Annotated in this window: 18 protein-coding genes; 10 read left to right on the top strand and 8 right to left on the bottom strand. The window is 73.5% G+C overall.

Translation table 11 applies throughout. The features are described from left to right. Positions 1–67: 67 nt before the first annotated feature. The 3 genes from ACZ7GX_RS28380 to ACZ7GX_RS28370 are packed head-to-tail and all read right to left on the bottom strand — an operon-like array spanning position 68 to position 2,510. On the bottom strand, positions 68–538 hold the full coding sequence (locus tag ACZ7GX_RS28380) for a hypothetical protein (protein ID WP_498780999.1): 471 nt from the start codon (positions 536–538) through the stop codon (positions 68–70). 56 nt (positions 539–594) lie between these two features. Next, entirely contained in the window at positions 595–1,296 is a 702-nt protein-coding gene (locus ACZ7GX_RS28375) for a response regulator (RefSeq protein WP_498780997.1), read from the bottom strand. Next, complete coding sequence (locus ACZ7GX_RS28370) at positions 1,293–2,510, bottom strand: sensor histidine kinase (RefSeq protein WP_498780995.1); 1,218 nt, start codon at positions 2,508–2,510, stop codon at positions 1,293–1,295. Before ACZ7GX_RS28370 ends, ACZ7GX_RS28375 begins: the two co-directional genes overlap by 4 nt. 380 nt (positions 2,511–2,890) lie before the next feature. Between ACZ7GX_RS28370 and ACZ7GX_RS28365 the strand changes: the two genes are divergently transcribed. From ACZ7GX_RS28365 to ACZ7GX_RS28350, 4 genes are read left to right on the top strand one after another with little or no spacing between them, the layout of a single operon-like run. Further along, positions 2,891–4,102: a 3-deoxy-7-phosphoheptulonate synthase gene (locus tag ACZ7GX_RS28365; protein ID WP_498780994.1), complete on the top strand. Its 1,212-nt coding sequence runs from the start codon at positions 2,891–2,893 to the stop codon at positions 4,100–4,102. Further along, the gene (locus ACZ7GX_RS28360) at positions 4,099–5,085 is read left to right on the top strand and encodes an FkbO/Hyg5 family chorismatase (RefSeq protein ID WP_498780993.1); all 987 of its coding nucleotides are present in this window, start codon (positions 4,099–4,101) and stop codon (positions 5,083–5,085) included. The genes ACZ7GX_RS28365 and ACZ7GX_RS28360 overlap by 4 nt, the downstream gene beginning before the upstream one ends. Before the next feature lie 17 nt (positions 5,086–5,102). Next, entirely contained in the window at positions 5,103–6,719 is a 1,617-nt protein-coding gene (locus tag ACZ7GX_RS28355) for a hypothetical protein (RefSeq protein WP_498780991.1), read from the top strand. A gap of 28 nt (positions 6,720–6,747) precedes the next feature. After that, a complete protein-coding gene (locus ACZ7GX_RS28350) occupies positions 6,748–7,242 on the top strand; it encodes a DoxX family membrane protein (protein ID WP_498780990.1) in 495 nt (164 codons plus the stop codon). Between the two features lie 70 nt (positions 7,243–7,312). Here the strand turns inward: ACZ7GX_RS28350 and ACZ7GX_RS28345 are convergent, their stop codons facing one another. Continuing rightward, on the bottom strand, positions 7,313–7,639 hold the full coding sequence (locus ACZ7GX_RS28345; protein ID WP_498780988.1) for a DUF1540 domain-containing protein: 327 nt from the start codon (positions 7,637–7,639) through the stop codon (positions 7,313–7,315). 191 nt (positions 7,640–7,830) lie between these two features. Further along, a complete protein-coding gene (locus ACZ7GX_RS28340; RefSeq protein ID WP_498780986.1) occupies positions 7,831–9,489 on the bottom strand; it encodes a cellulose binding domain-containing protein in 1,659 nt (552 codons plus the stop codon). Between the two features lie 131 nt (positions 9,490–9,620). Between ACZ7GX_RS28340 and ACZ7GX_RS28335 the strand changes: the two genes are divergently transcribed. The 4 genes from ACZ7GX_RS28335 (at position 9,621) to ACZ7GX_RS28320 (ending at position 14,492) form a co-directional block, all read left to right on the top strand. Beyond that, positions 9,621–10,514 (top strand): sigma-70 family RNA polymerase sigma factor, encoded by an 894-nt coding sequence (locus ACZ7GX_RS28335; RefSeq protein ID WP_498780984.1) that lies wholly within the window; start codon positions 9,621–9,623, stop codon positions 10,512–10,514. Positions 10,515–10,613: 99 nt separating this feature from the next. Beyond that, positions 10,614–12,002 (top strand): glycosyl hydrolase family 18 protein, encoded by a 1,389-nt coding sequence (locus tag ACZ7GX_RS28330; protein WP_498780982.1) that lies wholly within the window; start codon positions 10,614–10,616, stop codon positions 12,000–12,002. An 83-nt stretch (positions 12,003–12,085) separates the two neighbouring features. After that, entirely contained in the window at positions 12,086–13,030 is a 945-nt protein-coding gene (locus tag ACZ7GX_RS28325; protein WP_498780981.1) for a DNA polymerase domain-containing protein, read from the top strand. Between the two features lie 187 nt (positions 13,031–13,217). Beyond that, complete coding sequence (locus ACZ7GX_RS28320; RefSeq protein WP_498780979.1) at positions 13,218–14,492, top strand: M28 family peptidase; 1,275 nt, start codon at positions 13,218–13,220, stop codon at positions 14,490–14,492. 58 nt (positions 14,493–14,550) lie between these two features. Here ACZ7GX_RS28320 and ACZ7GX_RS28315 read toward each other — a convergent pair whose 3' ends face one another. Next, entirely contained in the window at positions 14,551–15,585 is a 1,035-nt protein-coding gene (locus tag ACZ7GX_RS28315; RefSeq protein WP_498780977.1) for a LuxR C-terminal-related transcriptional regulator, read from the bottom strand. Positions 15,586–15,746: 161 nt separating this feature from the next. On the opposite strand from ACZ7GX_RS28315, the gene ACZ7GX_RS28310 reads away from it, so the two are divergent. Continuing rightward, on the top strand, positions 15,747–16,244 hold the full coding sequence (locus tag ACZ7GX_RS28310; protein WP_498780975.1) for an RICIN domain-containing protein: 498 nt from the start codon (positions 15,747–15,749) through the stop codon (positions 16,242–16,244). A gap of 82 nt (positions 16,245–16,326) precedes the next feature. Here the strand turns inward: ACZ7GX_RS28310 and ACZ7GX_RS28305 are convergent, their stop codons facing one another. Next, entirely contained in the window at positions 16,327–16,731 is a 405-nt protein-coding gene (locus ACZ7GX_RS28305; RefSeq protein WP_498780973.1) for a VOC family protein, read from the bottom strand. 134 nt (positions 16,732–16,865) lie between these two features. On the opposite strand from ACZ7GX_RS28305, the gene ACZ7GX_RS28300 reads away from it, so the two are divergent. Continuing rightward, positions 16,866–17,576, top strand: coding sequence for a TetR/AcrR family transcriptional regulator (locus ACZ7GX_RS28300; RefSeq protein ID WP_498780971.1), 711 nt, complete (start codon positions 16,866–16,868; stop codon positions 17,574–17,576). Between the two features lie 120 nt (positions 17,577–17,696). Here the strand turns inward: ACZ7GX_RS28300 and ACZ7GX_RS28295 are convergent, their stop codons facing one another. Continuing rightward, entirely contained in the window at positions 17,697–19,328 is a 1,632-nt protein-coding gene (locus ACZ7GX_RS28295; RefSeq protein ID WP_498780969.1) for an AfsR/SARP family transcriptional regulator, read from the bottom strand. Between the last annotated feature and the right edge of the window lie 205 nt (positions 19,329–19,533).

Genomic DNA, 19,533 nt, shown 5'->3' with positions numbered 1-19,533 from the left:
ACGTCCCCCCCCCCCCCCCCCCCCCCCCCCCCCCCCCCTTCCCCCCCCCCCCCCCCCCCGGGGTGGGTTAAGCGGAGAGGGTGGTGATGCGGTGGCGGAGGGCGGTTTCCAGGTCGCGCAGTTCGCGGGCCGGGGCGCCCAGGCCGGTCATGGCGAGGCGGCGGGTTTCCAGGCGGTCGGTGCGGTAGCGGGGGAAGGCCAGGCGCAGGGCGCAGTCCAGCATGCCGAGGTGGTAGCGGATGAGCTCCACGATCCGCTGCGGCGGCGGAGGACGGTCGGCCTGCCACGCGAGGTCCGCCGCCCAGCCGGACAGCCGGCCGTACTGGGCCGCCACGGCACGTCCGCTGCGCGCCACTTCCCACGACGGCTCACCGGGTTGCGCGCAGTCGGCGATCACCGCCTCCGCCCGATCCTGCAACGCCACGGCCTGGACCACGACCTCCAGCAACGCACCCAGCCGCACGAGTTCCGCCGCTGCCGGATCGAGCACGACGCTCGGTTCGGCACGGCCCTGTGCCCGGCGCGGACGGATGCGCACGGCTCACGGTACCGCGCACCGCCGCTTCGCAACCGCCCCAAGACCAACCGTAACGATCAAGTCGGACGCCCGGCCGGCGGTGGCGGGCTGCTCCCCGGCACGACCAAGCCGCTCTGGTACGCCGCCGCGATCGCCTGGGCCCGGTCGCGCAGCCCGAGCTTCATCAGGATCCGCCCCAGGTGCGTCTTCACCGTCGCCTCACCGACCACGAGGTGCCCGGCGATCTCCGGGTTCGAGAACCCGTGCGCCACGAGCACCAGCACCTCCCGCTCCCGCACCGTCAGCTCGCCCATCTCCGCCGACGTCGGCAACTGGTGCCGGGGCCGGGCCGCGAACTCCCGGATCAGTCCTTTCGCGACGGTCGGGTCCAGCCACGCCTCACCGGACGCCACCGTGCGCACCGCGTCGACCAGCTCGCGCGGCACCGCGTCCTTGAGCAGGAACCCGGTCGCACCGGCCCGCAGCGCCGCGTACACCGCCTCGTCGACGTGGTACGTCGTCAGGATGATGATCTTCGTGGCGTGGTCCTCGCCCGCCGGGTCCGCGTCGATGATCCGCCGCGTCGCCTCGACCCCGTCCACGCCGGGCATCCGCACGTCCATCAGCACCACGTCCGGGTGCAGCTCCGCGGCCCGCGCGACCGCGCCCGCCCCCTCGTCCGCCTCGGCCACCACCTCGATGTCCGGCTCGGCGTCGAGCAGCATCGCCAGACCCGCCCGCACCAACGGCTGGTCGTCCACCAGCATCACCCGGATCACCGGTGTTCCCGCACGGGCTCGCTCGCCACCGGCCCGGCGACCGGCAGCACGGCCGTCACCCGGAACCCGCCCGCCGGCGCGGGCTCGGCCGCCAACCTCCCGCCCACGATCGCCAGCCGCTCCACGAGCCCGGCCAGACCGTGGTTCGTGGACAGCGCCCGCTCCGGCCGCCGTCCCCGACCGTCGTCGGCGACCTCGACGGTGAGCTCGCACGGCTCCCACCGCAGCCGCACGTCCACCTCCGCGCCGGGCCCCACGTGCTTGGTCACGTTCGTCAACGCCTCCTGCACGACCCGGTACGCGGCGAGGTCCACGCTGGCCGCGAGCCGACCCGGCTCACCCTCCACCCGCGTGTGGACGCGCACCCCCGCCGCCGAGATCGTGCCGACCAGGTGCTCCACGTCGGCCAGACCCGGCTGCGGCCGGCCGGTCACCCCGTCGCCCGCCTCGTCGTCGTCGCTCAGCCGCAACGCGGTCAGCATCCGCCGCAGCTCGCCCATCGCCTGCTCGCCCGCCTCCTCGATGTGGCCGAGCGCCTGTCCGACCCGCACCGGGTCGCTGTCGAGCACCCGCCGCGCGCCCGCCGCCTGCAACACCATCACGGTCACCGAGTGCGCCACGATGTCGTGCAGCTCGCGCGCGATCCGGGTCCGCTCCCCCATCACCGCCTCGTGCGCCTCCACCCGGCGGCGGAACTCCAGGTCCTCGGCGTGCTGCCGGCTCAGCCGCGCCCACCGCCCGCCGGCCCACACGCAGCCGTACACGAGCAGGTAGAACACCAGCGTGGCGTAGGTGGCGACCATCCGCGCCTCGGGCGGCCGGGACGCGGCCTCGGTCAGCCCGGCCAGCACGGCGAGCACCGCGCACGCGAGCAGCGCGCCCGCCGACGCCTTCAGCCGCCCGTGCAGCGCGACGGCGAACAACGCCATGCACGGCACGGCGGTCGGCCGGAACTCCAGCTCGTTCGTCGGCATGACGAGCACCGCCCACACCCACACCACCCCGAACGCCAGCACGGGGTACCTGCGCCGCACCAGCAGCGCCGCGAAGCCGACCGCGACCAGGGCGACGAACAACCACAGACCCGCGCCCGCCGGCGTGCGGTTGCTGACCGCCGAGAACAGGAAGACGTCCACCGCGGTGGCCGAGGCGGCCAGGGCGACGTCGACCGCCGTGAAGCGGGACAACCACCGTGGCCGTCCCTCGCCGTCCATCAGGCCGATTCCTTCCGGCACGACGGCAGGTGGCCGCACGGGCCGATCGCCAGTGGTTCGCCCTCGAAAGCGCGCGCCTGGACCGACACGACAAGTCGCACGTTGGAACCGGACACCATTCCCTCCCCTTGTCACGCCATCCCGCGTTCGGTGCGCACGCATTTCCACGTGCTGGGAACAATGGCAACACATCTTCCCCGAACTATCGTCCACCCGGCGTCGGAGCTTGACGATCCCCCTCAGGGTTTACCTCGATCGGGCGACGCAGCACGGGAAAGCGGACCCGGCGAATCCACCCGGGGACCGACGAAAAGGCACATCGCGTTTCCGCATGATTGCCGTACAAAACCGACGACCGAACCAGACCGACGGAGGCGCGAGTGTCCACGGAGCCAGTTCCGCGCAGCCACGCCAGGGTGTTGTCCGAATGGGAGACGGCGCACTGGAGATCGCTGCCCGCCGCCCAGCAGCCGCCGTGGCCGGACCGCCGCGCGCGGTCGTTCCGGGCGAGGCTGGCGCGGTTGGCCGGCCTGGTGACGCCCGGCGAGGTGGCGGCGCTGCGGCGCGAACTGGGCGAGGTCGCGGCCGGTCGGCGGCTCGTCGTGCAGGCCGGTGACTGCGCCGAGCCGTTCGCCGAGTGCGGTCCGCGCCACGTGACGCCCAAGGCGGCGCTGGTCGACCGGCTGGCGACGGCGCTCGGCGACGACGACCGGCCCGTGGTGCGGGTCGGCCGGGTGGCCGGGCAGTTCGCCAAGCCGCGCTCGCGGCCGACCGAGGTGGTCGACGGGGTGGAGCTGCCGGTGTACCGGGGCGACCTGGTCAACGCGCCGCAGGCGGACCCGACCGCCCGGCGCGCGGACCCGGCCAGGCTCGTCGCCGGCTACCACGCGGCGCGGTCGGCGACCGGGCTGCTGCGCCACCACCACCCGTCGCTGTGGACCAGCCACGAGGCGCTGGTGCTGGACTACGAGCTGCCGATGGTGCGCCGGGACGACCGGGGCGTCCCGCTGCTCACCTCCACGCACTGGCCGTGGATCGGCGACCGGACCCGCGACGTCGACGGCGCGCACGTGCGGCTGCTGGCGTCGGTGGCGAACCCGGTCGCCTGCAAGGTGGGCCCGGTCATGCGGCCGGACGAGCTGCGGGCGCTGTGCGAGCGGCTCGACCCGGAGCGGGAGCCGGGTCGGCTCACGCTGATCGCCCGCCTCGGCGCGGACGCGGTGTCCGAGCTGCTGCCGCCGCTGGTGGACGCGGTCCGCGCGGCCGGCCACCCGGTGATCTGGCTGTGCGACCCGATGCACGGCAACACGGTCACCGACGCCGTGGGCCGCAAGACCCGACTGGTCGCCACGGTGGTCCGCGAGGTCGCGGGTTTCCGGGCCGCCGTGGACGCCGGCGGCGGGGTGGCCGGCGGCCTGCACCTGGAAACCACTCCGGACGAGGTCGCGGAATGCGGTTGGGACGACTTCCCGACCGGCTCGTACACGAGCCTCTGCGACCCCCGGCTCAATCCCGGACAGGCGCTCGCCGTGATCGCGGCGTGGCGTGCGGTCCGACTTCAAGAGGGGGAAAAACATTGCGTGGCAACGTGATAGTGACGCCGCCGTGCACGTTCCGGACGGCGGAGGACTTCGCCGTCCTGGCGGGCGACACCGTGCTGGGCGCCGTCCGCCACTCGACCAGGGGCGGCCGGCCGCGGTGGGAGCACGGCCTGCCGGTCCTCCCGCTGCACATGCTGCGGCCGGGTGAGCCCGAGGTCGTGGAGGTCTGGCACACCGAGGGGAGCCTGGTCCGGACCGGCGAGCACAAGGGGCTGCTCTACGCGCACGACGGCGAGGTGCTGTTCTGCGCCGGGTGGATCGGGCCGTCGGCGGACTGCGAAGAGGCCGCTCACCAGGCGTACCTGGCGGCGTTCGAGCTGGTCGAGGCCCTGGGCTACCCGAACGTGTTCCGCATGTGGAACATGCTCGACGGCATCACGGAGCCCAGCGCGCGCGGCACCGAGGTGTACCGGGACTTCTGCGTCGGCCGGGGCAAGGCGTTCGACGAGCGCGGTCACGCCATGCCGGCGTCCACCGGCATCGGCTCGCTGGGCGACGGCGTCGCGTTCTACTTCCTGGCGCACCGGTCGCACACGGCCGTGCACCTGGAGAACCCGTTGCAGGTGCCCGCGCACGAGTACCCGGAGCAGTACGGGCCGAGGCCGCCGAGCTTCGCGCGGGCGACGTACCTGAAGCCGGAGCGGGGTCGGGGCTCGCTGTACGTGTCGGGCACCGCGAGCATCCTCGACCACGCCACCGTGGCGCCCGGCGACGTGGCGCGCCAGGTCCAGGTGACGCTGGCCAACATCGCCGCGCTCATCGGCGCGGACAACCTCACCGGGCACGGGATCGACGGCGGCTACCGCCTCGACGACCTGCGCGCGATCAAGGTCTACGTCAAGCGACCCGAGGACGTGCCCCTCGTGACGCGGCTGTGCCGCGACGAATTCTCCCGGCGCGCGGACATCGCGGTGTTCACCGTCGACGTCTGCCGCCCGGACCTGCTGGTCGAGATCGAAGGGATGACACCGTGAACCGAGAGGGAGCACCCATGCCGAACACGTCCGTCCTGGCCGAGCCGGACGCCGCCCGGATCCTGATGGTGACCGATGGGACGGCGAGCTTCGACCGGGCCGACTTCGGCCTGGCCACCCTCGTGGACGTGCTGTCCACGCCGCCCGGGCCGTGGGTCCGGTTCGAGGTGACGCGGGCGCACCGGGAGGAGAACCTGCCCTCGTTGTCCGCGGACCTCCCGGGGTTCCGGTTCGACGGGCACGACCTGGGCCAGTACGACCAGATCTGGTTGTTCGGCGTGGCCCGCGCGCCCCGGCCGCCGTTGGACCAGACCGAGTTGCGCGCGTTGGCGGAGTTCATGGACGCGGGCGGCGGCGTGTTCGCCACCGGCGACCACGAGGACCTGGGCGTGTCCATGTGCGGCGACCTGCCGCGCGTGCGGAGCATGCGCAAGTGGCACTGGCCCGATCCCGGCCCGAACGGCGAGCCGGTCGCGCCGTCGATCGACGGCCCGGACCGCAACGACACGCTGTCGGAGGGCCACGACCCGCTGTTCCAGCTCAACGACCAGTCCGACGACATCCCGCAGGTCATCACGCCGCGGATGTACGCGACGTCGGACTCGCCGAAGTGGGCGCACCAGGGCTACCCGCACCCGCTGCTGTCGGGACCGCGCGGCACGATCCGCGTGCTGCCGGACCACCCGCACGAGGGCGAGTGCTACGTGCCGGACGACCTGACCAGGTCGTTCACCTTCGACGGGTACGAGATGACCGAGTACCCGGCGGGGTTGGCGCCGGAGGTCGTGGCGTGGTCGACGATCAACTCCCGGGCCGCGGACCGCGACCCGCGCAAGGGGCGGTTGGACGCGAGCACGTTCGGCGCGATCGGCGCGTACGACGGGCACCAGGTCGGCGTCGGCCGGGTGGCGGTGGACGCCACGTGGCACCACTTCTTCAACGTCAACCTGGTCGGCGACCCGACCGTGCCGGAGGACCCGATCAAGAGCGTCGGGTTCGCCGCGTCGGCCGCGGGTCAGGCCGCGTACGAGGAGATCAAGGCCTACTTCCGCAACATCGCGGTGTGGCTGTCCCGACCGACCACGCAGGAGGCCATGTGGTGGCGCGCGGTGTGGGCCACGCGCTGGCACCACCAGGTGGCGATGGACCTGCGGCCGGCGCTGATGGGCACGCCGGAGGACCTGGACCTGGCGGAGCTGCTGCGGATCGGCGCGGACGCCCGCCAGGTGCTGACGGCCACCGTCACCAGGGCGGACGCGTTGCAGTGGGCCGGCAGGCACGGCGTGGGCGCGGTCGACGCGGGCCTGTGGGAGACGGTCCGGCCGCACCTCGACCCGTGGCAGCCCCGATCGGGTGACGAAGAGGCGGGGCACCTGCCCAACCTCGTGCTGTCGCTGCTGCCGGAGCTGGTGCTGGACGCGGTGCTCGGCGCGGTCGTGTACGCGGTGGCCGCGGCGTTCCCGGAGCCGACCCAGGAGGCCCGTGACCGGGCGTCGGGCGTCGACTGGGCCGCGACGGTGCGCCCGCACCTGGACCGGGCGCTGGACGTGGTCGCGGAGCAGGTCCAGCGGACGGACACGCGGTTGCGGTCGTTGGGCGACACGCTCACCGCCGCCCGCCGGTCGGGCGCCTGAGCCCGACCGCTACGAGGGGGGATGACGGATGACCAGCGAGCTGACCAGCGAGCCGAAGACCGACCACGCGCCGCCCACCGGGGCCACGCGCACGGCGCTGCTCGACCGGGCGTCACGCGCGGTGGACGGCGTGCTCGACCTGAGCGTCCCGCTGCTGCGGATCGCCCTGGGCGTGGTGTTCCTGTGGTTCGGGGTGTTGAAGGTCGCCGGCACGTCGCCGGTGCGCGACCTGGTCGCCGACACCGTGCCGTTCCTGCCCGCGTCCTGGTTCGTGCCGACCGTCGGCGTGTTCGAGGTGCTGGCGGGCATGGCGCTGATCGTGGCGGTGCAGGTGCGGGTGGTCGCGGCGCTGACGGCGCTGCACCTGCTCGGCACGTTCCTCGTGCTGGTGGTGCAGCCGGCGGTGGCGTTCCGCCACGGCAACCCGCTGCTGCTCAGCGTCACGGGTGAGTTCGTGCTGAAGAACCTGGTGCTGGTGGCCGCCTCGCTCGTGGTCGCACGGCACCACCGCCGACGGCGCTGAGACGCCGTCACGGCCCGCCGGCCGGTCAGCTCTGAGGGGTGCTGACCGGCCGGCGGCGGTCGTGCGCGCTTCAGGACATCGTGGGGCTCGCCGTGTCCTTCGCCCTGGTGTAGGTGAGGCAGTTGGCGGCGTGGTCTCCCTGTCCGGGCCCGACGCGCACGCCGGACGCGGTGCACTCCAGTTCGGCGTTGTGGATGCAGTCGGTGCGCGAGCACGCGCCGACCTGCGCGACGACCTTGGGCAGGCCGCCCTTGCGGGCCAGGGGGATGAACGTTCCGCAGTCGGCCGCCCCGTTCGCGCCGCTCACGGTGATCGCGAAAGCGTGACAACCATCGTGGTTGTACGAACAACCCGTGACCGTGCACGAGTTGACGGCCGGCATTTCCGTGGTGGTCATGACCACTCCTCTGGACAGCAGGTTCCCTGTCCGGGACGTTGCCACCGACCACCGGGTACCGCAACACGAAATCATTAAGGGGAGCCTAACCTAAAAGCCCGCACCACGATTCCGATCGGCGTCCGGAATTGCGTTTCCCCTTTGCGCGGCGACGGTCGCGCAGCCGATCGACCCACCGACCCGCGGCCCCGTCACGGGGTGATCGCGATGTTGGTCAGACCGATCACCGCACGGGTCGCGGTGTTCGACGCGTGCACCACGTTCGGCACGCCGGCGCACTTCGACGTGGAGGTGATCCGGATCGCGTACTGGCCGACGCCGCCGAGGTCCGAGCGGTTGTCCCGCCACACGTTGCCGCACCCGTTGGCGGAGGACGGCGTGGTGGCGGGGTTGTGCGTCTCGTAGCCGTTGGCGAAGGTCCCCGGTGCGGCGAACGTGCCGGTGTTGCCCTCGATCGTGTAACCGGTGCCCTTCACGTCGACCCACGAGTCCGCCGAGTTCTGGCCCGAGATGCCGGTCCCGTCGAACGCGTTGCCCCGGATCACGCCGCCGACCGTGCCTTCCTTGACGTCGACGTGCTCGGCCGCGACACCCGGCCCGATCCGATTGCCGAGCACGTGCACCCGGTCGCTGCGGTCCACGCCGCCGGAATTGCCGTGGCAGGCCCAGTTCGAATTGGCGGACCCGAGGTAGACGGCTTCGCCGTACCCCGGCTGCCCGAGTCCCGTGTGGCTGATCGTGGAATCGCGCAGGACGCCGTCGGCCGACGAGCGCCGGAAGTGCACGGCTTCCTCGTCCACGTGGTGCACGTGCACGCGGTCGATCACGGTGTGGTGCGAGTTGTCCGCGACGATGCCCTTCTTCGACTCCCGCACGGTGAACCCGACCAGGTTCCAGTGCGGCGCGTCGTGCAGCCACAGCCCGTAGCCGGGATCCCAGCCCGGTGTCGGCGTCGGGCAGCCCGGCGCGGAACCCGACGGACCGTCGTTGACCAGCACCGCGTCGGCCGGACCGGTGAGCGTGACCGGAGCGCCGGCGGCGCCCGGCCGGGTGATCACGAACGAACCCCGGTACACGCCGGCGGCCATCCGGATGGTCTGCCCCGCCACGGCGCCGGCCAGGGCCGCCTGGAGCTGCGCCGCCGTGGCGACGTCCACGGTGGACCCGCCGGAGCCCGCACCGGTCGTGGCGGCCACCTCGGCGCTCGCGCCGGAGACGTTGCCCGCCGCGTCGCGCGCCCGCACGGTGAACGCGTACGCCGTGCCCGGCAGCAGGCCGCCGACGGTCGCGGCGGTGGACGTCACCGACGCGACCACGGTCGTGCCGCGCAGCACCTGGTAGTCGGTGACGCCGACGTCGTCGCTCGACGCCTCCCACGCCAACGACACCGAGCTCGCCGTCACGCCCGTCACCCGCGCACCGACCGGAACGGTGGGCGCGGACGTGTCGGGGACCGGACCTCCGCCGTCGCACGGCGTGCCGCCGACCGTGCAGCCGGTCGGCAGGCCGAGACCGGTGACGGTGAACCCGAAGCTCGCCGTGCCACCGGGCCGGACGCGGCCGTTGTAGCCCGCGTCGGCCAACCGGTAGTGCTGCCCGTCGCGGGTGAGCACGGAGCTCCACGCGTTGCTCACCGACGACCCGGGCGGCAGGTCGAACTCGACCACCCAGCCGGTGCTCTCCACGTCACCGGTGTTGGTCAGCACGACCTGCCCGCCGTACCCGGTGCTCCACACCGACGACCGACTGACCGCGGCGGACAGCTCCGCCGCCACCGCCCGCGCCGCGCCGACCTGCACCCCGACCAGGCAGGCGAGCGCGACACCCACCGCCATCAGGCGCTTACCCATGCGATCGCTCCTCGCGTCTCCGGCGGCGGCCGTGAGTCGACCTCTGGCTACCACGTCGACGGCGGGCCGTCGAGCCCGTCACCTTTCGCCGCTCCGGCTCGTCCACCCGGTAGACGACCGGGAGGGGACCGATGCACGACGACCTGGCGGACCGATTCGAGGCGCACCGCGGGCACCTGCGCGCGGTCGCCCACCGGATGCTGGGCTCCCTGCCCGAGGCCGAGGACGCCGTCCAGGAGACCTGGTTGCGGCTGCGCCGGGTCGACGCCGACGGGATCGACAACCTCGCCGCCTGGCTGCGCACCGTGGTCTCCCGGGTGTGCCTGGACGTGCTCCGCCACCGCCGGACCCGCCGCGAGGACGTGGTCGAGCAGGTGCCCGACCTGCCCGCCGACGACGACCCGGAGACCGAGGCGGTGCTGGCCGACTCGATCGGACGGGCGCTGCTCGTCGTGCTCGACACGCTCGGGCCCGCCGAACGCGTCGCGTTCGTGCTGCACGACGCGTTCGCCGTGCCGTTCGAGCGGATCGCGCCGATCGTCGGCCGCAGCACGGCCACCACGAAGAAGATCGCCAGCCGCGCCCGGCACAAGGTCCGCGGCACGACCGCGCTCCCCGAGCCCGAGCTCACCCGCCACCGGCACGTCGTGGAGGCGTTCCTCGCCGCCGCCCGCGCGGGCGACTTCGACGCCCTGCTCGCCGTGCTCGATCCCGACGTCGTCCGCCGCGCCGACCCCGCCGTGCTGCCACCCGGCGCGGCGGCCGAGGTCCGCGGTGCGCACGCCGTCGCCGCCGAGACCGTCGTCCTCACCGCGAACGCGCGCCACGCCGGACCGGCCCTCGTGGACGGACGCGTCGGCATCGTCGTCGCACCGCGCGGACGGCTCCGGCTCGCCCTCACCGTCACGGTCCGGGACGACCGGATCGCCGCCTACGACGTCATCGCCGACCCCTCCCGCCTGCGGCAACTCGTCATCACGGTGCCGGGCGACTTTTATCGTGACTTGAATCAAGTACGCCAGTAAGGTCGGGCGCGGCTGCCAGTCCCCGGCCGGCGACCGCGCGGAACCCGCCGCCACCGCGCGGACGACGGCCGTGGACCTCCCTGTGAAAGGACCACGTCCATGCAGTCCCCTGCACCATCACGGCGCGCGTCGACCCGGTGGGGCGCCGCGGGCCTCGCCCTCGCCACGGCGGCGGCCGGCCTCGCGGTGGCCGTCGCCACCGCGCCGGCGGCTCAGGCCACCGTCCTGCCCAACGGCTTCAAGAGCGTCGGCTACCTGCCGTCGTGGGCGGGCAGCGTCAACGCCGTCCAGTACACCAAGCTCACCCACATCAACTACGCGTTCACCCTGCCCAACTCGAACGGCACGCTCCAGGCCATCCCCGACCCGGGCAAGCTCGCGTCCCTGGTCTCCCTGGCCCACGCCAACGGCGTGCGCGTCTCGCTGGCCATCGGCGGCTGGAACGACGGCAACGACTCGGCGTTCGAGGCCCTGGCCGCCAACGCCACCAGCCGCACCACGTTCGTCAACGCCGTCGTCAACGCCGTCAACCAGCACAACCTCGACGGCGTCGACATCGACTGGGAGTACCCCGACCCCGGCGCGTCGGCGACCAACTTCACCGCCCTCATGGGCCAGCTCAGCACCGCCATGCACAGCCGCGGCAAGCTCCTCACGGCCGCGGTCGTGTCCGGCGGCGGCACCGCGGAAGGCGTCCAGACCGCCGTGTTCGGCCAGGTCGACTGGCTCAACATCATGGCCTACGACGGCGGCAGCCCGCACGCCAACTACGACTGGTCCATCGGCACCGTCAACTACTGGAAGTCGCGCGGCCTGCCCGCCGCCAAGGCCGTGCTCGGCGTGCCGTTCTACAGCAGGCCGAACTACTACACCTACGCGCAACTGGTCGCCATGGACCCGGCCAACGCCAACCGCGACTGCGTCACCGTCAGCGGCGTGCAGCAGTGCTACAACGGCGTGCCCACCATCAAGCGCAAGACCCAGTGGGCCATGGCCAACGCCGGCGGCGTGATGAACTGGGAGCTGTCGCAGGACACCACCGGCAGCACTTCCCTGCTCAGCGCCATCTACGACACGGTCATGGGCGGCACCACCCCGCCCGGCCGCACCGGTCCCATCACCGGCATCGCGGGCAAGTGCGTCGACGTGGCCAGTGCGTCGTCCGCCAACGGCACCGCCATCCAGCTCTGGACGTGCAACGGCACCACCGCGCAGAGCTGGACCGTCTCCGGCGACGGCTCGCTGCGCGCCCTCGGCAAGTGCCTGGACGTGGCGGGCGCGGGCACCGCCAACGGCACCGTGATCCAGCTGTGGGACTGCAACGGCACCGGCGCGCAGAAGTGGCAGGCCGGCTCCGACGGCACGCTGCGCAACCCCGCCTCCGGCCGCTGCCTCGACGCCACCGGCCCCAGTTCGGCCGACGGCACCCGGTTGCAGATCTGGGACTGCTTCGCCGCCACCAACCAGGTCTGGCGGCTCCCCGCCTGATCGAACCCCGGGCACGGCCCGTTCCTCGCGGAGCGGGCCGTGTCCCGCTTGCCCGCGGCACGGTCAACCGCAAAGGTGGTGCGATGGGTGAAGAGCGGGACGGCGTGGCGCTGACCAACCTCGACCAGCCGTTGTTCGACGGCGCCGACGCGACCAAGGGCGACCTGGTCGACTACCTGGACGCGGTGCGCGACCGGATCATCCCCGCCCTGGCCGGGCGACCGCTGTCGGTGGTGCGGGTGCGGCCGGGCCAGGAGCCGTTCACCCAGAAGAACCTGCCGAAGTACACGCCGCCGTGGGTGCGGACCGTGCCCCTGTGGGCGGAGACGTCCAAGCGGGAGATCCGGTACGCGCTGTGCGAGGACCGGCGCACGCTGCTGTGGTTCGCCAACCAGCGCGCGGTCGAGTACCACGTGACGCCGGCGCCGGCCGACGCGTTCGACCGGCCCGACTACCTCGTGCTCGACCTCGACCCGCCGGAGGGCTCGGGCTTCGACGTGGTCGTGGCGGCGGCGAAGCTCGTGCGGCGGGCGTTGGCCGACGACGGGCTGACCGGTGTGGTGAAGACCAGCGGATCCAAGGGCGTGCACGTGTTCGTGCCCGTGGAGGGCGTGGACCACGACGTGGCCGCCGCGACCCGGGCGTTGGCGGCGCGGGCCGAGCGCCTCGACCCGGAGCTGGCGACCACGGCGTTCATCAAGGACGACCGGGGCGGGCGGGTGTTCCTCGACTCGACGCGGGCCTACGGCTCGACCGTGGCCGCGGCGTACAGCCCCCGGATCCGGCCGGGCGCCACGGTGTCGTTCCCGGTGGACTGGGACGACCTCGACTCCGTGACGCCCGCCGACTTCACCGTGAAGACCGCGCCGGCGCTGCTCGGCGACGGCGACCCGTGGCACTCCCGGCTGCCCGCGCCCCAGAAGCTCCCGGACGACCTGGTCGCCGAGGGGCACACCATCCCGGTGGCCCGCGTCCAGGCGATGCACGAGGGCAAGCGGCGGGCCCGCGCCCAGCGCGCCCAGCAGTAACGCCACCGTGCCGCGCGCGGTCGGACCAGGTCCGCGCCGAGCCGTCGAGCAGGCGGCGCCGCCCGGTCTGCGTCCGAACGTGCCACGACGAAAGTCGCTACCGCGGGGGTGGCACAGCCCGCACGCTCGTGCGTGGCCATCCCTAAACCCTGCGGAGGCAGCCATGTCCTTGAGAAGGACGACCCCTGTGGCGAGCGCCCTGTTGCTCGCCGCCGCCCTGTTGAGCCCACCCGTCGCCACCGCGGCCCCGGTGAGCGCGGTGGCCGTGCCGGACATCCCGGTGGCCAACGTCCAGGCGCACCTGAACGACCTGCAGACCATCGCCACCGACAACGGCGGGAACCGGGCGCACGGCTGGCCCGGGTACCTGGCGTCGGTCAACCACGTCAAGGCGAAGCTGGACGCGGCCGGGTACCAGACGTCCGTGCAGCAGTTCACCACCAGCGGCGCGACCGGCTACAACCTGATCGCGGACTGGCCCGGCGGCGACCCGAACGACGTGCTGATGCTCGGCGGCCACCTGGACAGCGTGAGCGCGGGTCCGGGCATCAACGACAACGGCACCGGCTCGGCGGGCCTGCTGGAGGTCGCGCTGACCGTGGCCCGGCAGGGCCTGGCCCCGACCAAGCACGTCCGGTTCGGCTGGTGGGGCGCGGAGGAGCTCGGCCTGATCGGCTCCACCTACTACGTGAACAACCTGCCGACGACCGAGCGGTCGAAGATCAAGGCGTACCTGAACTTCGACATGATCGGCTCGCCGAACCCGGGCTACTTCGTCTACAGCGCCTCCGGCCAGCCGACCGGGTCGCTGCTGCTCCAGCAGACGTTGCAGGCGGCGTTCAGCGTGCCGACCGAGCTGACGTCGGTCGGCGGGCGGTCCGACCACGCGGCGTTCGCGCGGTCCGGCATCCCGGTCGGCGGCACGTTCACCGGCGCCGAGGTCACCAAGACCTCCGCGCAGGCGCAGAAGTGGGGCGGCACGGCGGGCGTCGCCTTCGACCGCTGCTACCACCGCTCGTGCGACACGATCAGCAACGTCGACGTCACCGCGTTGGACCGCAACACCGACGCGATCGCGTACGCCCTGTGGACGTTGGCGGGCTCCGGCGGCAACCCGCCCGGGCCGCGGTTCGAGAACGCGACCGACGTGACCATCCCCGACCTGACCACGGTCGAGAGCCCGATCACGGTCTCCGGCGTCGCGGGCAACGCGCCGTCGGCGCTGGCGGTCGGCGTGGACATCACCCACACCTACCGGGGTGACCTGGTGATCGACCTGATCGCGCCGGACGGCTCGGCGTACCGGGTGAAGGCGTCGAGCAACGACAGCGCGGACAACATCGTCACCACGTACACCGTGAACGCGTCCTCGGAGGTCGCCAACGGCACGTGGAAGCTGCGCGTGCAGGACGTCGCGTCCGCGGACACCGGCCGGATCAACGGCTGGTCCTTGCAGTTCTGACCGGAGCCGGGCGGCGGCGCGGGTTCCTGCGCCCGCGCCGCCGCGTCCGGCGGCACGGTCAGTTGATCGCGGCGATGAGCTCGTCGCGGCCCCGGGCGCCGGTCTTGCGGAAGATCGCCTTCAGGTGGTCGTTGACCGTGTGCACCGACAGGTCGAGCCTGCGGGCGATGTGCTTGGGCGCCGCACCCGCGTGCAACTGCTCGACGACCTGGCGCTCGCGGGCCGTGATGCCGTACCAGGAGCAGAAGGACGGGAGCAGCTGCGCGGCCGTGGCCGCCTGGATGACGACCGCCACGTCGCCCGCGCCGTCGGCGTCCAGCCGCTCCGCCTGGCACGCGACCCACCGCCCGTAGCTCGCCGCCGGGCCCAGCACCAGCGGCGCGCCCGCCGGGGCGCGGGCCGAGGCGGACATCCCGGCGAAGAAGGACCTGCCGGTCCACTCAGGAGCGCGCAGGCGGCTCTGCAGCCGCTCCCGCCACGCGAGCGCCGCCGGAGTGGCCGCTCTGATCTCGTGGTCCGGGCCGAGGACGATCACGCCCGGCGGCGGGCTCTCCGCGGCGGGCACCAGCGGGCCCGCGGTCACGTACCGGCGGAGGAACGCCACCAACGTCGGTCCGAGCCGCGCGGCGTTGCCGAGGTCCTCGTCGCTGAACGGCCGGGCGCCGCGCGCCCGGATCAGGCCGAGCGTCCCCCACACGCCGCGGGCGTCCCGCAGCAGCAGCCGCAGCTCGCTCTGGACGCCGTGATCGGCGAACAGCCGCCGCACCGCGCGGTGCCGAGGGCCGTCGCCCGCGCCCGCCACCACGTCGACCGGGACCGGTCGCCGCGCGAGGTCCTCGCGCAGGCACGGGTCCTGGCCCGTGTGGCAACCGCGCAGCAACCCCTGGCCGAAGTCCGCTTCGTAACCGTGCCAGAAGCTGAACGAAGCCGGTCCGAACCCGGTCGCCGGACCCAGACCCGTCAAGCGCGCCCCGTCGTGCGGCACCACGGACGCGACGGCCCGTGAGAGTTCCGCGCCGGACTCGGCCCAGCTCGCACCCTGTCCGGTCGCCGCGGTCAGCTCGCGCAGCAACCGCTCCCCCGAACGGCTCACACCGCGCAGTGTGAGCCGTTCGCGACCGCCCCGCAACGCCGCGGTCGCCCGCCCGGCACCCCCAACTTTCGGGATACCCGCCGAGCCGCCACCCGGCGGAGGGTTCAGCGCAGGTCGCGTGGCAGCGCGGACCTGCACCAGGGGTTCAAGGGGAGGACACCATGATCCGGTCCGGTTCGAAAGGGCTTCTCACGGGCGTGGCCGCCGCGGCGCTGGCGGTCGGCGGTCTCGTCAGCGCGTCGGCCTCGGCGGGCACCGCGCCGCAGCCGCGGTCCGAGCAGGCGGAGGTCGGCGTCCAGATCGTCTCGAGGCTGAGCGGGTTGTGCCTTGAAGTCCGGGGCGGCAACACGGCCAACGGCGGCGCCGTGGCCATGTGGACCTGCACCGGTGGCGACGGCCAGAGGTGGGAGAGCAACGGCAGCGAGTACCGCAACGTGTTCAGCGGCAGGTGCCTCGACGTCAACGACGGCAACGGCGCCAACGGCGCGGGCCTCAACCAGTGGGACTGCCAGGGGCAGCAGTGGCGGTTCAACGGCAGCGAGCTGCGGAACTCGAACGACAAGTGCCTGACGATCCCCGCCGCCAACCGGGGCAACGGCGCCGCCGTCGTGATGTGGGACTGCGTCGGCGCGGCCGACCAGCAGTGGCAGCTCGGCTGACGCCGGCCGGTCACCGGCTGATCACCCGGCCCGGTCCTTCAGGCTCGGGTGATCAGCCGGGCGTCCGCGTCCCGGCCGGGGCTCAGCCCTGCGCCGCGGCCTCGTCCATCCAGAACAGGTTCCAGATGTGGCCGTCGAGGTCCTCGAAGCTGCGGCCGTACATGAAGCCGTGGTCCTCGGCGTCCCGGACGAACCCGCCGCCCGCGGCCAGCGCCTTGTCCGCCACCTCGTCGACCTGCTCGCGGCTGTCCAGGGACAGCGCCACGATCGCCTCCGTGGTCGTGGCGGCGTCGGCGATCTCCTTGGTGGTGAACGTCTTGAAGAACGGCTTGGTCACCAGCATCGCGTAGACGGTGTCGCTGAACACGACGCAGGACGCGTTCTCGTCGGTGAACTGCGGGTTGTGCGCGAAGCCGAGCGCGGCGAAGAACTCGATCGACTTGGTCAGGTCGGTCACCGGCAGGTTCACGAAGATCTTCACGGACATGGTCTACAGCCCCCATTGGCACAGGCGGACACCGGCGTGTCCTGCGGATACTTGTGTGTCCGTCGGACACTGGGTGTACGATAGACACAGATCGACAACGTGAGCAACCCCCGATTTCGGAAGCCGGTGAGCGGATGGCGAGCGAGGACCAGGGCGTGGACTTGCTGTGGGGTTCGCGGGACAAGCCCGCACGGCCGGCCAGGCTCGCGCTCACCGTCGACCGCATCGCCGCCGCGGCGATCGAGGTCGCCGACGCGGAGGGCATGGCGTCGGTGTCGATGCAGCAGGTCGCCGCCAGGCTGGACGTCACGAAGATGGCGCTGTACCGGCACGTCGCGAGCAAGGCGGAGCTGGTCGCGGTGATGATCGAGTCGGCCGTCGGCGAGCCGCCGGACCTGAGCGGCGTGCCGGGCGGGTGGCGGCCGAGCCTGGTCAGGTGGGCCGACCTGATGCGGGAGACGTGGCGACGTCACCCGTGGCTGCCGGCCGCGACGACCGGTGAGCGCCTGACCGGTCCGCGCGAGGTGGGCTGGACGGAGGCCGCGGTGGCCGCGCTCGACGGCACCGGGCTCGACGGCGGCGAGCGGATGGACGCGGTGTTCCTGCTCAGCGGGCACATCCGCAACACGCAGTCGGGCGCGACGGCGGGCACGCAGCCGTGGACGGAGCAGAAGCAGCTGCGGACCGTCCTGCACGAGCACCGCGACCGCTTCCCGGCGCTGCACGAGGCGGCGCGGTCGATCAACGGCGCACCCCGCGACAACGGCTGGGCGTTCGGCCTGAACCGGATCCTGGACGGCCTGGAAGTGCTGATCGCCGCCCGCCGTCCGGACCCGACCGACTGACCCGGCGGCCCGGTCCGGCCACCCGTCGCCACGAGCCGCCCACCTGACCGGTCAGCTCCGGCGCGGCCGAGGTAATGGGGGTCGTTGGGTGGGGGCAGCCTCGGCGGGGGGCGGTGCCGGTCAGCGAACCCGTGGCCCGGTCCAGCGATCGGCGCGCCCGGCCGCTCCGCAGTCACCCGTCGAACCGAAGCGGTCGGTCGTGGGGCAGGAGGTCGGCGCCAGGACCGAGAGGGAGGCCAGGCGGCCCTGGTCCCGGGAGGTCCGGCGACGCCACGACGGGACGCCGCACGGGCCCGGCGCGAGGTCTCCGTCGGTCCACGAGGTCAGGTCGAACTCCCGCAGTTCGGCGACCAGCGCGCTCAGCGGCAGGCGCGGGCGGGTGCACGCGTAGCCCGCGGCGATGCCCAGCGCCAGCGGGAACCCGCCGCACAGACCCACCAGCTCCGCCACCGCACGGGGTTCCTCCCGCACCCGGGCCGCGCCGAGTCGCGCGGTCAGGAACGCGTGGGACTCCGTCCTGGACAGCACGTCCAGCGGCACGTGCGCGGCGCCGTGCCCGACGAGCAGCCCCGGCAGGCTGTCGCGACTGGTCACGATCACCGCGCACGACCGGCCACCCGGCAGCAGCGGGGTGACCTGGGCCGTGTCGGCGGCGTTGTCCAGGACCAGCAGCATCCGCCGCTGCGCGACCAGGCTGCGGAACAGGGCGGCCCGGGCGTGCGGGTCCGTCGGCTGCCGGTCGACGCCGTGCGCGTCCAGGAACCCGCGCACCGCCACCACCGGGTCCATCGGCGCGCCGTCACCGCCGAGGTCGACGAACAGCTGGCCGTCGGGGAACCGGTCGAGCCGCCGGTGCGCCCAGTGCAGCGCCAGCCACGTCTTGCCGATGCCGCCCGCGCCGACGACGGCGGTGACGGCCGTTCCCACGACGTCGAGCCGGGCCAGCTCGTCGCGCCGGCCGACGAACGGCACGGGCGCGGCCGGCAGCTGACGCGGCACCACCGCCGCGGCGCACGGGGGCGACGCGGCGAGCGCCGGGTCGGCGGCGAGGATCCGCCGGTGCAGCTCCCGCAGCGCCTCCCGGGGCTCGGCGCCCAGCTCCTCGACCAACCGCGTGCGGACCTGCCGGTAGTGCGCCAAGGCGTCCGGGGTGCGCCCGGCCCGGTGCAGGGCCAGCAGGTACTGGCCCGCCACCCGCTCGTCCAACGGGTGCCGCGCGGCGCGCGCGGACAGCTCCGCCACCAGCTCCGCGCCCTCCCCCGCGTGCAGCCGGGCGTCCACCAGGTCGTGCTCGGCGGCCGAACGCTCCTGCCGCAACCGGTCGCGCACGGCGCCCACCCACTCGCCGGCCAGGCCGGTCAGCGCCTCACCGCGCCACAACGCGAGCGCCTCGGTCAACGACCGCACGGCGTCGTCCTCGCGGGCGCGACCGCACAGCAGGCGGAACCGGTGCAGGTCCACCACCGCGTCGGCGACCAGGGCGTACCCGCCGGACCGGCGCACGATCGCCACCCCGTCCGCGCCGGTCAGCGCCCGCCGCAGCCGCGAGATGTAGCTGTGCAGGGTGGCCGGCGCCCGTCTGGCGACCTCCCCGCCCCAGACCCGCTCGACCAGCCGGTCCACCGGCACCGCCCGGCCGACGTCGACCGCCAGCGCGGCCAGCACGCACCGCTGCCTGGGCGCGCCCAGGTCCACCGGCCGCCCGTCGACCTCGGCGGTCACCTCCCCCAACAAGCGCAACACGACCGCCACGCCCCTCACCCCCGTGCGCCGAGACCTCTCTCCCCGACACCAGGCATAGCGCCCGTACCAGCGCCGTGCAGGAACTCTGCAAGAGGTTCACACCATGGGTACGCCATCGTGGGCCCGGCGCGGCGACCACCACGTTCGGCGACCCCCACCGCCGTGGCCGACCCGCGCACCGGTCCCCGCCGGACCTGACACCGATCGAACGAGG

The organism is Actinosynnema sp. NPDC037264 (assembly GCF_055603705.1).
This window is presented reverse-complemented; position numbering and strand designations above follow the sequence as displayed.

What these genes read in the sequence shown, in the direction of transcription:
- ACZ7GX_RS28370 (WP_498780995.1), bottom strand. Translation starts at nt 2,510, where the DNA reads ATGGACGGCGAGGGACGGCCACGGTGGTTGTCCCGCTTCACGGCGGTC.
- ACZ7GX_RS28355 (WP_498780991.1), top strand. Translation starts at nt 5,103, where the DNA reads ATGCCGAACACGTCCGTCCTGGCCGAGCCGGACGCCGCCCGGATCCTG.
- ACZ7GX_RS28350 (WP_498780990.1), top strand. Translation starts at nt 6,748, where the DNA reads ATGACCAGCGAGCTGACCAGCGAGCCGAAGACCGACCACGCGCCGCCC.
- ACZ7GX_RS28345 (WP_498780988.1), bottom strand. Translation starts at nt 7,639, where the DNA reads ATGACCACCACGGAAATGCCGGCCGTCAACTCGTGCACGGTCACGGGT.
- ACZ7GX_RS28340 (WP_498780986.1), bottom strand. Translation starts at nt 9,489, where the DNA reads ATGGGTAAGCGCCTGATGGCGGTGGGTGTCGCGCTCGCCTGCCTGGTC.
- ACZ7GX_RS28335 (WP_498780984.1), top strand. Translation starts at nt 9,621, where the DNA reads ATGCACGACGACCTGGCGGACCGATTCGAGGCGCACCGCGGGCACCTG.
- ACZ7GX_RS28330 (WP_498780982.1), top strand. Translation starts at nt 10,614, where the DNA reads ATGCAGTCCCCTGCACCATCACGGCGCGCGTCGACCCGGTGGGGCGCC.
- ACZ7GX_RS28325 (WP_498780981.1), top strand. Translation starts at nt 12,086, where the DNA reads ATGGGTGAAGAGCGGGACGGCGTGGCGCTGACCAACCTCGACCAGCCG.
- ACZ7GX_RS28310 (WP_498780975.1), top strand. Translation starts at nt 15,747, where the DNA reads ATGATCCGGTCCGGTTCGAAAGGGCTTCTCACGGGCGTGGCCGCCGCG.
- ACZ7GX_RS28305 (WP_498780973.1), bottom strand. Translation starts at nt 16,731, where the DNA reads ATGTCCGTGAAGATCTTCGTGAACCTGCCGGTGACCGACCTGACCAAG.
- ACZ7GX_RS28300 (WP_498780971.1), top strand. Translation starts at nt 16,866, where the DNA reads ATGGCGAGCGAGGACCAGGGCGTGGACTTGCTGTGGGGTTCGCGGGAC.